This window comes from Lentisphaera marina (genome assembly GCF_028745505.1).
Classification (GTDB): Bacteria; Verrucomicrobiota; Lentisphaeria; order Lentisphaerales; family Lentisphaeraceae; genus Lentisphaera; species Lentisphaera marina.
Genome location: NZ_JAQZZL010000001.1, coordinates 279,598 through 294,314 on the forward strand (window position 1 = coordinate 279,598; position 14,717 = coordinate 294,314).

13 protein-coding genes are annotated in these 14,717 nt (G+C 38.8%); 5 read left to right on the forward strand and 8 right to left on the reverse strand.

Going from position 1 to position 14,717, the window contains the following annotated elements:
• Positions 1 to 34: 34 nt before the first annotated feature.
• A complete protein-coding gene (locus tag PQO01_RS01180; protein WP_274312213.1) occupies positions 35 to 820 on the reverse strand; it encodes a type II secretion system protein in 786 nt (261 codons plus the stop codon).
• 226 nt (positions 821 to 1,046) lie between these two features.
• A complete protein-coding gene (locus tag PQO01_RS01185) occupies positions 1,047 to 1,211 on the reverse strand; it encodes a PadR family transcriptional regulator (protein WP_274312214.1) in 165 nt (54 codons plus the stop codon).
• Positions 1,212 to 1,517: 306 nt separating this feature from the next.
• Here PQO01_RS01185 and PQO01_RS01190 point away from each other — a divergent pair, with 306 nt between their 5' ends.
• Positions 1,518 to 3,002 carry an arylsulfatase gene (locus PQO01_RS01190; protein ID WP_274312215.1) on the forward strand — a complete coding sequence of 495 codons (1,485 nt, stop codon included), beginning with the start codon at positions 1,518 to 1,520 and terminating at the stop codon, positions 3,000 to 3,002.
• 15 nt (positions 3,003 to 3,017) lie between these two features.
• Here the strand turns inward: PQO01_RS01190 and PQO01_RS01195 are convergent, their stop codons facing one another.
• The 4 genes from PQO01_RS01195 to PQO01_RS01210 all read right to left on the reverse strand — a co-directional run bounded on the left by PQO01_RS01195 (position 3,018) and on the right by PQO01_RS01210 (position 8,291).
• A complete protein-coding gene (locus PQO01_RS01195; RefSeq protein ID WP_274312216.1) occupies positions 3,018 to 3,854 on the reverse strand; it encodes a hypothetical protein in 837 nt (278 codons plus the stop codon).
• Between the two features lie 52 nt (positions 3,855 to 3,906).
• Positions 3,907 to 4,815 (reverse strand): alpha/beta hydrolase, encoded by a 909-nt coding sequence (locus PQO01_RS01200; protein ID WP_274312217.1) that lies wholly within the window; start codon positions 4,813 to 4,815, stop codon positions 3,907 to 3,909.
• Between the two features lie 75 nt (positions 4,816 to 4,890).
• A complete protein-coding gene (locus PQO01_RS01205) occupies positions 4,891 to 6,489 on the reverse strand; it encodes an IS1182 family transposase (RefSeq protein WP_274312218.1) in 1,599 nt (532 codons plus the stop codon).
• A 419-nt stretch (positions 6,490 to 6,908) separates the two neighbouring features.
• Positions 6,909 to 8,291: an amidohydrolase family protein gene (locus PQO01_RS01210; protein ID WP_274312219.1), complete on the reverse strand. Its 1,383-nt coding sequence runs from the start codon at positions 8,289 to 8,291 to the stop codon at positions 6,909 to 6,911.
• Between the two features lie 618 nt (positions 8,292 to 8,909).
• Here PQO01_RS01210 and PQO01_RS01215 point away from each other — a divergent pair.
• A complete protein-coding gene (locus PQO01_RS01215) occupies positions 8,910 to 9,689 on the forward strand; it encodes a DUF1559 family PulG-like putative transporter (RefSeq protein ID WP_274312220.1) in 780 nt (259 codons plus the stop codon).
• 263 nt (positions 9,690 to 9,952) lie between these two features.
• Here the strand turns inward: PQO01_RS01215 and PQO01_RS01220 are convergent, their stop codons facing one another.
• A complete protein-coding gene (locus tag PQO01_RS01220; protein WP_337994444.1) occupies positions 9,953 to 10,885 on the reverse strand; it encodes an IS3 family transposase in 933 nt (310 codons plus the stop codon).
• A gap of 23 nt (positions 10,886 to 10,908) precedes the next feature.
• Positions 10,909 to 11,217 carry a transposase gene (locus PQO01_RS01225; RefSeq protein WP_274312221.1) on the reverse strand — a complete coding sequence of 103 codons (309 nt, stop codon included), beginning with the start codon at positions 11,215 to 11,217 and terminating at the stop codon, positions 10,909 to 10,911.
• Between the two features lie 418 nt (positions 11,218 to 11,635).
• On the opposite strand from PQO01_RS01225, the gene PQO01_RS01230 reads away from it, so the two are divergent.
• The 3 genes from PQO01_RS01230 to PQO01_RS01240 all read left to right on the forward strand — a co-directional run bounded on the left by PQO01_RS01230 (position 11,636) and on the right by PQO01_RS01240 (position 14,470).
• A complete protein-coding gene (locus PQO01_RS01230; protein WP_274312222.1) occupies positions 11,636 to 12,394 on the forward strand; it encodes a prepilin-type N-terminal cleavage/methylation domain-containing protein in 759 nt (252 codons plus the stop codon).
• A 278-nt stretch (positions 12,395 to 12,672) separates the two neighbouring features.
• The gene (locus tag PQO01_RS01235) at positions 12,673 to 13,446 is read left to right on the forward strand and encodes a prepilin-type N-terminal cleavage/methylation domain-containing protein (RefSeq protein WP_274312223.1); all 774 of its coding nucleotides are present in this window, start codon (positions 12,673 to 12,675) and stop codon (positions 13,444 to 13,446) included.
• A 292-nt stretch (positions 13,447 to 13,738) separates the two neighbouring features.
• Positions 13,739 to 14,470, forward strand: a complete 732-nt coding sequence (locus PQO01_RS01240; RefSeq protein WP_274312224.1) for a prepilin-type N-terminal cleavage/methylation domain-containing protein — start codon at positions 13,739 to 13,741, stop codon at positions 14,468 to 14,470.
• Positions 14,471 to 14,717 lie beyond the last annotated feature (247 nt).

Consider the following 14,717-nt stretch of genomic DNA (forward strand, 5'->3'; position numbering starts at 1 on the left):
TATTAATTTGGTGGCTAGAAGTTTTAAAAGCAGCTTATTTGTACACATCCCACATACTGCCATTAGATCTCCAAGCAGTCGCACCATAGGGAATAAGAGTCGAATAAAAATCCATACCCTGAACATGCCCGTCGACAAAAAGATAGTTCACCTCATAGAAACCGTGCATCATGCCATCGCTTTGTAGTGTTTCCCACTTTTCAAGATCTGTTGCTCTAACGATATTATCGACATTTCTGCCCATTCGGGTAGTATTACTTGAACGGTTATAGTCAAAAAGCATTATTGATTCAGCAGGCACCGTTACATTACTAAGTTTTGCAGCATAACCAGAATTATTCATAATTCCTTGTCCACTAAACCATTGTGTCTCGGGCTCAGGTGCTTTAAACTGGGAGATAGCATAAGACATTTCTACATAAGTAGCAGTAGCAGTTTCCTCATAAAGTGGGCACCTATAAACTTGAGCATAGCTGTCCCCAAAATCACTTTTAGGGAGGTTGTTCGGAGTTTTTTGCGCGTCTGTTAATGTCGGGCGACCATCGTAGCCAGAAAGTTGGTCGTCCCATGACACATGAGCGCTAGGTGAGGGCACATAGCCATCATTATCATCCGTAAACATGACTAGGGCATAATTTATTTGCTTTTGATTACTCGTGCATACGGCAATCCTGGCTTTTTTCCGCGACTTACTGAGTGTAGGCATAAGTAATGAAGCCAAAATGCCAATAATGGCCACGACAACCAGTAATTCAATTAAGGTGAAAGATTTATTGCAGTTCTGTCTTATTCTCTTTTCACAAGCGACATTTCTCATCATAAGCTCCAAGTAGTTCATTCAATATAACTAATAAACCCATGTAAAATCAAGATGATACTGTATAATTATTTTTATTTACTGTAAAAAGATTATATATACTTTTTATTCCAAATTTTTTGCGAAATCGTGACAGGCATTAATGAATGCTCATACCTCGTATGTAGTCCACTCTTGGAGCCTGTGTAAAAAACAAATAATCATTTGAATCAAGCCTCTTCACCAATATTCATTGGTGAAGGCAGGGGTAAAGCGTCCCTGCTTTCCACTGAAACTCCCCATTGGTGCGCTCATGAACTTCTTTGATAATTTCATAGCCATACATCTCTCTTTCATTGAGCAATCTCAATACAACGGGGACTGCAATACTTCTTAATAAATCACCTTCGAACATAATAAACTCCTTTTTATACTTTGTCTGTCTAGGTATTAAATTACATACCTAGCCTCACTAGGTGTCAAGGGCTGTTTTGGTTTTTCTATAAATCCATGTGTCAAAGGCAGCTTTGAAAACAATTTATCATTAAAGCTATATAATTAGGAATATCATAGCGTTAATATTGTCCTTAGATTATTTATTTCATGGACAAGAAAACACTATATTAATCCGGGATATGAATCACTTAAAGCTAAGTAATACTCATAAAATGAACGCAAGAAAACTTTAAGATTTCAGCAAGCTTACAGATAAAAGGGAAAAATGAAATACTTACTCATATTGTTATTATCTTTGACGAATTTAAATGCTAAAGAGGATGAAAAACCCAATATTGTTATCATCCTTCTAGATGACATGGGTTATTCCGACATCGGCTGTTTTGGCGGTGAAATAGAAACTCCAAATATTGATCAATTAGCTGCTACGGGAGTTCGATTTAATCAATTTTACAACACAGGTCGTTGCTGTCCCTCACGTGCTAGCCTCATGACTGGAATGTACTCACATCAAGTCGGCCTCCCTGGAATGATACCTCAAAATAATTTCAGTAATGATTGCACCACAATTGCGGAGGCTCTATCCTCCAATGGCTATCGTTGTATAATGAGTGGAAAATGGCATTTAGGTACTCGTAAAGGCGATAACCCTTGGGAAAGAGGTTTTGATAGGTTCTACGGCATTCCTAAGGGTGGAGGCGTTTATTTTTGGCCCAGCACTCTTGATCGTGATATCATTCGCTATGACAAAGAGCATGGCCCAATTGTTACAAAACCGAAAACAGGTTTTTATTCTACGGATGACTTTACCCATTATGCCATTGCCCAAATTGAAGAGGCCAAAGAAGATAATGTGCCATTTTTTTTATATCTGCCTTATGTCGCGCCTCATTTTCCCCAACAGGCTAAAGAGCAAGATATTCAAAAGTATTTAGGACGATATAAAGCAGGATGGGAAAAACTTCGCGAAGAGCGCTACCAACGACAAATTGAAATGGGAATCATCTCAGCTCAACATGAACTTAGTCCCTTTGATGGTGCCCCCTGGGACAGCCTTTCATCAAAACAACAAACTGCCATGGATCGACAAATGGCGGTCTATGCGGCACAGATGGATAATCTCGATCAAAATGTTGGCAAAATATTAAATTGCCTAAGCAAGCAACAACTAGAAGACAATACGCTCGTCCTCTTCCTCTCTGACAATGGCGGTCAACTCAACGCTAATCTTGGCTTCGAAAAAAACAAAAAAGCTATATTTGGTAGTGCTCAATCATTTGGTGGCTACGCAAAAGGCTGGGCCAATATGAGCAATACTCCCTTTAGAAAATTTAAAATCACCGAACACGAAGGTGGCAACACCTCGCCTCTGATCGCCCGCTGGCCAGCTCGAATCAAAAACACCAAGGCAATCTGTCCTCAAGTTTCCCATATTATTGATATTATGCCCACTTGTCTCGAAATTGCTGGTGTCAAAGAAGATAAGCTAGAAGGAAAAAGTATCCTCCCCTATTTAATTAACCCCGAAAAGGAACCCGAGTCACGTCAGCTTTTCTGGGAACATTTTGGCAATCGAGCCGTGCGTATTGGTGATTGGAAAATGGTTGCACTCAAGAAAAAAGCGTGGGAACTCTATAATATGAATGATGATCGTACCGAACTTAGAAACCTCATAGAGACACATCCCGAACGAGCCAAAGAACTCCTTAAAGCTTATAAAAGCTGGGAAGCTCGCTGCAAAATGAAATAAGAAGTTTATTGGAATTCATTTTCGAGGAATATGAGTCAGAGAAATAGACTTGTTTTTTATGATACCCCAGAGAAGAGGCGTTTTTGAGGAGCGATCCCAAGCAATGGCCTGCCCATAAAAACCAAGCTTATCTTCTGTCCTCACATAAGTTAATTGATTATTTTTATCGATGCTTAAGACATAAGCTCGATTATGATCATGTCCCGTGGTATAGAGTAATTTATCTTTTCCCCAAGAACCGCCAGAGCAACTCCACCTCCCCCACTGAGCAATTACTACTTTAGGGAAAAACCAAGACTCCACTTCGACAAATTCATTTTTATCATAACGGTATTTCACTAACTTTGTACGATGATTATCCTTCCCATAAACCGCGTAACACATCCACCAAAAACCATCAGGACTACGATCTATCCAAGTTAAAGAACCATATTTTCTGGGCAGGCTAATGCTCCGCTCATGTACGAGTACTTTTCCCTTTACATCCCATATCTCCACCGTGCAGTCATTGGGATCCACCGCAAAACGCGAATGAGCGCAATAGAGTTTTCCTTCTATCACGGTTCCGCTATTCATGTGTTTGAAATGTTTAAACTTTTCACCCCGAGCATGCCAAGTCGCCACCAGCTTATTGTTGAGCTTATTATGCTTAGTGATTTTTGTGTTGCTAATCGCGTAGAAGTAATGCTCATCCACTGCCACACCCTGACTGGCTTTTATGGGGATCTTTTTTAAAACTTTATTGCTCTTGGAGCTCGGCAGATCATCACCCAAGAGGGGCGAACTGCAGATCATCATTACAAGGAATGAATAGCTGATTAAAAGAACTCGTGTTTTAAAAAGTGGAATCATCTAAGTCCTGGATTATTTCGAATTTAACTAGCTTGCTTAAAGATAAAGCAAATTATTTCTCACCCAAGAGGATCGCATAAATAAACGCTTTTTGATCGGCATAAAATTTATTTTTTTGATGCTTGGCAATATCGAGAAAAACTTTATCGTGCCCTACTTTTTGGGACTTCTCTTTCATCTTCACGCCAAACATGCCGTGATGAATCCCACTTCCGAAAGACTCCGCAGGAACTTCCATGTGATTGCCATAAGATAAATACAGTGGTGGATCATCCTTGCTGAGGTGATTGATGGGTGAAAATTCTTTAAAGAGCTTTGCGTGCTTCGCATAATTTTTAAATACTGCATCAATATCCTTTTCTCCCACGGCTTGAATAATCATGCCATGGTAAACTTTTGGGCCAATCCACGGTCCCGCTTGCTTGGGGTCAATGGATGTTTGTCCTCCCGCGACCACAATGCCAGAAATTCGAGTCGATTCACGTTCGATTGGATCACTTGATTCGGGCTTAGCTAAATCATCGTGACAGGCAATCCACATGGCTGAACAGGCTCCCGCACTATTCCCTGCCAGAAGAACTTTACTTTTATCTATATTCCATTCTTTAGCTTTGGAACGAACAAACTGCAGGGCTCGCGCGGCATCATAAACTGGTGCGGGTAAGATATCCGTACGGGTGCGACGATAATTAATTGAGACGACAGAAATTCCCTTGTCCAAATAATCTTGGACGCGAAACACTCTCGATTTATCGCCATTAATCCAGCCACCACCATGAATGAAAAAGTAAAGCGGGCGAGGCCCTTCTCCCGGCGCTTGCCAAAAATCCAAAACATTGCGTTCATGGGGCCCATAAGCCACATTCCTATGAGTGGCTTCGGAATTCTTATTGGCTGGATTCGCCATGAGGCTTGAGCTAATCATAAATAGGCTGAGTAAAGTAAACAAGTTTGATTTCATAAAATGAGTTCTTTAATTAATTGAGGATTAATAAACACCCTTGAATTAAGCTTTTTAGATTTTAAATCACGCACACTAAAGAGGCTGTGTGAAAAACAAGCGCCGTACTTCATCCCGGCTAAATTTTGTAGAGCACATGAATTGTGTTGTACATTTATCAAAAATAATCTCCAAAGCGAAGGTAATGTATTTATTATACTTTGATAAGGCCATTAATTTGCAATATGTACTCATCTTTTCGTCAAGGATTTTCATCAAGTCATCAAATTTCATAATGTTTAGAACTCGTTTCAAATTATAGGCCAAATGTGCAAGCGAGCATTCAGCCTGGACCATTTCCTTACCGCGAACTAAAAAACCATTGGTAAGAAACTGAGTTTTAATTGTCCCATATGGGTGCTCAACAGTTCCTTTACGTGTTGCCATCATCTCTTTGTTTTCGAGAATCCTTTGTGTTGCTCGTTCTTGATATTGCTCATGCTCCCAACGTGATAAAATGCGTTTTTTTGCTTTCGTACAACGGTGCTTTATCGAACAGGTTTCACATGCACTTTTGTTAGCATATTGATTAAATAATCGGCCTCTTTGGGATGTAGTTCTAATTTTCTTTAAAGTACTTTTATTGGGGCACAGATAAGTATCTTTTTGAGGATCATAAATAAAGGCTTCTTTCCCATACATTCCTTGTTGTACATTTGATGACTTATTAACTGTCGGTAAGTAGGGGATCATCCCCATATCTTCGCAATCCTTCAGATCATCTAAGACATAGTAACCAGAATCCGCAGGAAGATTACATGGTTCTTTTAGGTTCAGTAATTTTTTTGTTTTTTTAGCCATTGGAGCAAGAAGTCCTAAATCATTGACTTTGTCCGTGACTTCACAGCATACTATGAGCTTATGAAGACTATCAACAGACGTTTGAACATTATATCCTACAGAGGACCTGCCTCTTTTATGGATTGATTTACTATCTGTGTCAGTTAAAGAAAGATGATTATTAGGGGATTCATCCAAAGACTTTTTAAGTGCACTGAGTCTTTCTTTTTCCCGCTGTCTATATTCCAACTTGTGCTCTATATCTTCCTTACGTTGGTTTTTATCTGGTGCGGGATCATCATCCAACTTCTCAAGTTCTTTAAGGTAGCGTTCGACTAGATCTTCATTTTCCTTCAAGTTCTTCTCAAGCTTATTTGAGCTCCAGCTTTTAGAAATATTATTTGAGGCTTTTATTATTGTTCCGTCGACAGCAATTGTTTCCCCTGCAATGAGCTTTAATTCACGGCATAATAATGTGAATTGAGCTGTTGCTTGTTTAAAAGCTTTTCGATTGTTTTTGCGAAAGTCGCAAATAGTTTTAAAATCAGGTTTCAAGCGCTTTAACAGCCATATCAATTCGAGATTAATGTGACAGTTTTTTTCCAGTTTGCGCCCTGAACGAACACCATTGAAATATCCGTAAATAAAAAGTTTCAGTAAATCCGCAGGATTATAAGCCGCGCGACCACGTCCCTGCGGATCTTCTTTGGGAAATTTAAAACCACACTCCCTTAAATTGAGAGAGTCAACAAAATGATCAATTATCCGTACTTCACTATCCGAGTCAATGTAATCATCTAGGCATTGAGGAAAGAAAATACTTTCTCTCCGATCATCACCTTGTATCAAGTTCATTTTGTTCTCCTAATTAATACTAATATAAAATACCATGTATATATTAGTATTAAAGTTGTGTTTGTTTTTCACACAGCCTCTAAAGTGTGTACTACATACAGAAAAAGGTACCTAGTTCAAACTTCAGTTTGTTAACTTTTATCTCAATTCAATTGCATTAATAAACAGCGTATATCCATACTTGATACAGAAATAAGAAATTCTGTTTCTAAACACACCTCAGAATGCAAACACAAATTACTCATCTAACAAGCATTGAGGATTAAATTCGACTAAAGTAACTTATGCACATGGTCAAGGAATGGTAATCCCTTGCAGAGCTTGGGGCAGAGCCCCATACATAATTAATAAAATAAGCTTAAATGCCCATCCATTAGGGGAGCTCGAGGAGGACGGCGTCCCTCTCGATTTCTATCAACTTAAGAAAGTTCTTTTCCTTTGTGGATGACCGCGGCTACGCTACCAGGAAAGGTTTCACCGTGGAAAGGAGTCCATGATGAACGGCTTTTAATTTCCTCGTTCTTGGCGGTCCAAGGTGTATTGGGATCGATGACTGTGAATGAGCCAACATAACCTTCGGCAACTTTACCGAAAGGAGCTTCGATAAACTGATCGAACTGATTCACAAAATTACCTGGATTCCAAGCGGTGACTTTTGCGACATCCGCAGAAGTAAAGCCCTGCTCCTTCATAAGCCAAGTGGTGAAAGCTCCGTAAGTATCCAATTGTGACGTACCCGAAACACCATCAATATCTGCGAGACCCGCAAAGCCTTCCTTATCTTCCGCTTTCATCTTCTCAAAGTTCTCAAGGCAGATGCGATCGAGCTCAGTAATTTCTTCTAAGCTAAGAGCAGCAAGGTTGCCAATCTTTTTTCTGATTCCCATGGGTTGATAACGACCGAGTTTTTCGCAAATTCTATGGGGTGCATGATCCGTTGCAATAAAGTCAACCGTGCCATCAAGTAAGCCAGCAAGAAGTCCCTTGCGATCAATTTCATCGCGGAAGGCCGGATTCATCTGCAACCAGGGTTTATTATTCTCATCAAGTGAAGAAGTATCCCAGTAGAGTTGCTGGGGAGTTGTTTCGACTGTGACGGAAACTCCTCGTGCTTTAGCCGCACGAACGAGTTCCAAACCATCGCCCGTAGAGAAGTGGCAGAGCTTGCCATTGAGCTCGTATTTTTCAATGAGGTAAAGGGCAAAAGCCGTTGCGGTGTTCGCAGCACCACGAGGACGTCGTTCACTATGAGTGCCATTATCTTTTGAAGTCTCAAGAATATAGGGATCTTCGCAGTGAAAACTTACGTGGCAACCTTTGTAGCGCTTAATTGTTTCCTCTAACTCTTGCTGCGAGTTAAAAAACAAATCACCAATAGAAGGCCCCATGAAAGCCTTGTAAGGAACTTTTTGAGAAAGAGGATTGGTATCGGGTCCAATACCTGCATAAAGAGTGAAGTGAACGTCTATATCTTTGCAGAGTTCGCATTTTTTTGCGTACTTCGCATCATCTACAGGAGCCTCAGGATTATTGGGCATGTCGGCAACGTGAACAACCCCACCGTGAACGGCTGCCGCAGAAGCCGTTGCAAAAGATTCTTTATAGAGTTGCTTACCAGAAACATCTTCACGAGCATGGATATGAATATCGCCCATACCTGGAAAAATCATTAGACTCTCATCGTATTTAAAGTCAGCTGTGCCCAGTCCCTTGCCGATGGCCTCAATTACGCCCTTATCATTTACTTGTACCTGACCACAAAATTCGCCATCGTGGTTACAAAATCTGCCTTCAATAATCATCTTTCTTCATTCCTTAATTTTTTGCTGACAACTCTAGCTCATGCAAGCCGAGAGGCAAATGACAAATATTAATATCCTCGCTTCTCTACTTAGCTACACTCGGAAAAATCAAAAAACCCAAACCAATTTGATGTGTCATAGTTTCGATTCGCGAGAATTAACTTGTATTGAGTTAACTTAAAGCGAGACATAATGGTGTAAGCGGATCAAATTATTTATATACAGATGGACATGTATCAAAAAGTCAGTTTTTTCAGGCAATTACAAAATCAGATGAATCAATTGCAGGCACATCAAATATAACAGATACCCAGTGGGCTGCAAAATAGGAGATATTAAAATAAATAATTTTGTTTTATTAGAGGAGACCGATTTAGGTGATTATGCAAATAAGTGATCACTACTCCTCAACAATATTTGTTTTGGAGCACTAATTAAGTCTGTGCGCAACAAGAACCTCTTTTCGAAAATACACCTAAATATGAATTAATAGCCATAAACTCATGTTCAAAAATTATCAATCAATTGAAAAATATTAATTTTTTCAAAAAAATGTAGCGCCCGACAAAAAAACTTGCTTACTTTATATTATAAATAAATTTATTCTCGGATAAACATATGAAACGCAAGTCTTTTACATTGATTGAACTACTCGTTGTGGTTGCCATTATTGGCATCCTGAGTTCTCTATTACTCCCCTCTTTAGGCAAAGCTCGCGAAAAAGCAAAAAAAGCCGTATGTAAAAACCATTTGAAACAACTTTCCATCGCCAGCTACTCTTATCAAGATGATAATGATGGCAACTTCTCTTCTGGTGTTACAAGTACCTCTGGCATAAGTTGGGATGATTTACTGAGCTTATACGATGGGCGAAACTTAACGCTTGCTCAAATGCAAACCGGTCATGGAGTTAATGGAAGATGGGGGATGAGAGTTGAAGATATGCCAGAAGGCGCTGATCACGGCCCCATGTATCGTTGTCCTTCAGACCCAACTATTAACACAGGTGGTATTCTTCTTAATTATTACCCGACTCAAAATAACAATTCTTCTTCTGCAGGCGATTCCTATAATGGTATATTTGGCATTGAATCTTGGATCGATCCTGTTGCCACTTTTTGGTCAAAACGTGTAAATGATATCAGTCAAACTTCACAAACTATTGTCTATACTGAAGCGCCAGCCAAACTCAATATGGGAACTTCATACGAATGGGGAGGCATCACTGCCGACAATATGATGAATTCAACCATCCTTCTCCATAATAATGAATCCAACTACCTCAAAGCTGATGGTTCCATTGAATCCATGACTCCTTTACAATCTTTAGTCAAAAATGATGGTTCTATAGGCGGTACATCTAATATAACAAATACCCAGTGGGACAGTTTTAAATAAGCGTATACTGGATTCATAAAACTAATTTGTTATTTAGTTTGGTGACATGACATATTATAATAAGTCCGCCTTATTCTTTGAGAAAAATTGTTTCTAACTATCACTAATAATTAGTTCTACCACAACATACCCTCAAACTCTTTGTCCTTAATTTTTTATGTTAGATGACCATTTCGCAAACATGGGATGATGGCTTGTGCTGCTTCAGCGGAAATTAGACAGTTAGGCATTTTTTCTTAGCTGAGATTTGTTACATTACTGGCTTATGAAGCTTCTGCAAAGAACTCTAACCTACGAATTTTTGCCTCAGCGAGTTTTCTTTTTCTTTCTTGAATAATACTCACATCTTTACCAATAAGTTTATCGCTTGGAGTAATGAAGCCAATAGAACTATGAAGACGGGTGTTGTTATAGTACTCCACGTACTGCGTGACAACTCTTCTCGCATCCTCTACACTCAAGGGAACTTTTGGCCGGATTGAGCCCTCTTTCAAAGTGTAATGAAAACGTTCTAACTTTCCATTGCTCTGTGGATAATATGGAGAAGTTCTAACATGAGTGAGACCATGGATGGCAATGAATTTTTTGAATTCCTGCCCTGTATACTGAGAACCATTATCAGTAATAATCCTAGGTCTTGCTTCTGGAAACTTCTCCAAAGATCTTTTAACCACTATTTCGGCATCCTGCTCATCCATTGATTCTCGAATTTCCCAATGAAGTAAACAACGACTATAACCATCTAAGACGCCTATAAAGAAGTAAAACCTTTTATTGATCTTCACGTAAGATATATCAGTATGCCAGTGTTCATGAGCTTGTAGTGGTTGCTCAAATCCATTTCCTTTACTGGATTTCTTTGTGGTTTTAGTACGCATAAGCCCTACATCTGATAAAATACGATAAACAGAGGAGCAACTCATATACGCAATATCTTCATCAATCATCATATACGTCACAGCTCGGTAGCCTTCTTGATGATGAGACTGGTAATACTCAATGACAGTTCGTTTTTCATCTTCAGTAATCCAAAAATCCTTGGGTTGTTTACCATTATGTTGATTATCCTTGCCTTCTCGTATTTTCCATTGATAAAATTTACTAGGATGAAGGGCTAAGGTTTTGAGCATACTACGAAGACTGATTTGCGTACGCTCATGCCAACTATACAGGTATTGAACGACCTGATCTCGGATGTTTTTACTAACCCAGTTTCCATTTAGATCAGGCCACGTTTCTTTTTTAAGCTTATATTCTCCGCCACGAGTTCAGCGATAACATCATTTTTCTGTGAAGTAGTCGCTTGGAGTAGTGTATTTTCTTTTTCTACCTTCTTTAAATTACTATCGTTATCCTTGGTGAAGGCTCGAGAACCATTTTCAAAGAACTCTTTTTGCCAACGATAAAATAGCGTCGTTGTAATATTGAGTTCATCACAAATATCAGATACAGGAGTTCGCTCAAGTAGGTGTTTACGAATGGCGACAACTTTCTGGTCGGCACTAAAATAACGGCGTTTTTTAGACATAATTCATTTCCTTTTCGGAGGGTTACAATTTTAAAGTAACTCAACTAAGAAAAAAAGTGATGTGTCCTATTTCAACTGAAGCGTAACAGGCTCACTTGCCAGTGCTAGCGACGTAAGTGGATCAATATGGGATTCCACTAGGTAGTTTTTAAATTATCATCATAAACCTTATTGCCTTACCTCAATTTACATATGCGTAAATCCCTTGAGTAAATGCTAGAAGCGCTCAAGGCTTAACTCACGAATATCCACACATGATAAATGTGTGGGAATTGTGTTAAAATACTTAGAAACAACATAAGACAAGCTAGTTAAAAATCATAAGTGTATCATTAATAACAACTTAACAAATAAATATATTTATTGGAATATCATATTCTTGTTTATGTCCACAAAGCATAAAAATAAGGACAGAAAAATGAAAAAACAATTTTCACTCATAGAACTCTTAGTAGTGGTAGCAATCATCGGAATTTTGGCCTCTCTAATTCTTCCGACTTTAGGAAAAGCTAGAGAACAAAGTAAAAAAGCACTCTGCAAAAGCAATCTCAAACAACTGGGATTGACTATGTTTATGTATGCTGATGATAATAACTACAAGGCGCCTTTTACTAGTCGTGCTTGGGGTGGACGACAAACTTATGACGATTTCCTCTCTGGCTACGATGGTCGCGACACTCTAACAAATGCACAATTAGCAGCCGCAATGTTAAGTAGTAACACTTTTGGAGAAGGCTCCACAGAGATTTATCGTTGTGCCTCAGATGATTCTAAATGGAAATACGGCAACAATTCAACTGCGCTTGGAAGAAGTTATGCCATAACAGAGATGAGAAATAATGATAACAATAAAAGGTTCCTCGGTATGTCACACGGGACTATAAGCAGAGAATTTAATGAATTAAACAAATCGAGTAACACGATATTACTGGTAGAATTTCACACAGCTGGAAATTTATTGGGCAATGGCTGGAACGATAATAAAAGAGCGCAAACCTATAATTCTAATGATGCACAAGGCAATACTCCCCACGACAGTAAGGCCAATTTTTTAATGACCGATGGCCATGTGGAATCATTGACCGCAAACCAAAGCCTGATAAAATCTGATGGTTCTATGGCCAGCACAAACAATATCTCCAACACAATGTGGGATGCCAGTCCAAATAGAAATTAGTAGAATACCAAGCTTATCAATGCATTGTTTTAAACTAGCCAATGACCTCAGTGGGTTGCTCATAAAGGCGGATAAAGTCTTTACTCAAAAGACATCTTAGCTTAGCAAAACTCTATGGGCGATATTCATCACCAAGGCCTCATAAATCTGATAATAAATTGTTGATATATAACTATTAATAAAAAGAAAATTATAGTTTTTTTTCAAAAGAGGTAGCACACCTATAAAAATGCTTGTTTAATTTTTATTATAAGCAAATTTATTTTGGGAATAGGCGTATGAAACAACTAAAATTTTCTCTCATCGAGATACTGGTCGTTGTGGCTATTATTGGTATCCTGAGTTCTCTATTACTTCCGTCATTAGGCAAAGCACGTGAAAAAGCTAAATTAGCAGTATGTAAAAATAATCTAAAACAAATTGCTATTTTTTTCGAGTTAAATGCAGATGATAATGAAGGACGTTTTCCTGAATCCACTAGTCATCAATGGCCAGGTTATGGGCCCGTCTCGTGGGATGACAACTTAGGAGATTATGATGGGCGTAACTTATCAGACACTCAAAAAAATGCAGGAAAGCTAAATGGAAGTGATTTTAATAACGATTCCGGTATATATCAATGTCCAACTGACGATGTCGTAAGGTTATTTGGAACTGATGCAGACTGTCTGCCTTTGACATATAGCGCATCTTCATTTTTTGATAATAATGGAATTTCTAATAATAGCAGAGGCATTATTGGAGTTACCTGGGTCGGTAGAATGCCTTATGCGATAAAATTTAATGAAATTAGTAAGCCCAGCAACACAATAGCTTTGGCTGAGCTCATGAGAGAGGGTCAAATGGTAGGTAGATACTGGGGTAGTGGTGTAAATGCTGACACGATGAACAGTACCCCAGAAATAATACCTCATGATGGTGTAACTGGCTCCAACTATTTATATACAGATGGACATGTATCAAAAGTCAGTTTTTTTAAGACAATTACCAAACCAGATGGATCAATTGCAAGCACATCAAATATAACGGGTACTCAGTGGGATGCACAATAGGATATATTAAAATAAATGGTTTTGTTTTATTAGACGAGACTAATTTAAGTGACTATACAAAAATGAAATTGCTAAGCAGCATTTGTTTCGCAAAAGACATCTTAGTTTAATAAAACTCTGTAGCTCACAGCTTCGTGCCGAAAACACACAAATTTATGCTTAAATAGTCATAAATATCTGTATTTTAATAAGTAATGATTTAAAAAAATTGATTTTTTTCAAAAAAACGTAGCAATGCTATAAAGATTCTTGTTTAATTTACGTATAGGTAAATTTATTCTCGGATAAACATATGAAACGCAAGTCTTTTACATTGATTGAACTACTCGTTGTGGTTGCCATTATTGGCATCCTTGCATCTCTTCTTTTGCCGTCATTAGGCAGAGCCCGTGAAAAGGCAAAAATGGCCGTCTGTAAATCTAATCAAAAACAAATTTCTATAGCTCTCTTCAATTTCACCGATGACAACGATGACTACTACCCCATTAATCAGGCGAATGGTTGGTCATGGGACGATCAGCTTGGGACTTATGATAGTAGAAACCTATCCGATGCCGATAAATCTCTAGATGGACTTAGTAATGGTTCGTCGGGAGTCTACCTATGCCCCTCAGATCAAACCACTCGTAGTGACGCCTCTAAGCTCACCTTGAGCTACGCTTTAAGTCTTGGTCGTGGGGAGCCTGGAGCCTGGCTGTTCAATTATCCAGGTATCACTTCCTGGCCAGGAGGAATGACAACTGGGTCGTCACGCCAATCAGATATCATCGACCCTTCTAACGTCATTGCTATGGCAGAGCGCCCCACGGCAGGCAACATCTTAGGCACAAGTTCAATTCATGAAAATTTAACTGCACAACATGTGCAATCAGGAATCACAGATCACCATAAAGGTTTAAACGGTACCAATTATCAATTAATTGATGGCAGTGTTCAACTTTTAAGCTTTAACGAAACCGCCGCAAGTTCCCTTGGAGGTTACCAAGCTCATGGCAGTATGTGGGATGCTCATAAAGGCGAATAAATTCTTTACTCCCAAGATATCCATTCAATTAGATATAGCTACATAGCTTTCCCCCCAGTGAATTTAATGTTGAAAGTTCTCATTTTATAACACACTCATAAAAACAAGTGGAACTAGCGTACTCGCGACAATCACTAGTGATGTTTCAGATAGCTACTGGGATTCATCTAGATAAATATTTCAATTATTTTCAATAATCCATGTGTCAAAGCTCACCGCCGTGACAATTCCTTGAAAACAAGACAAG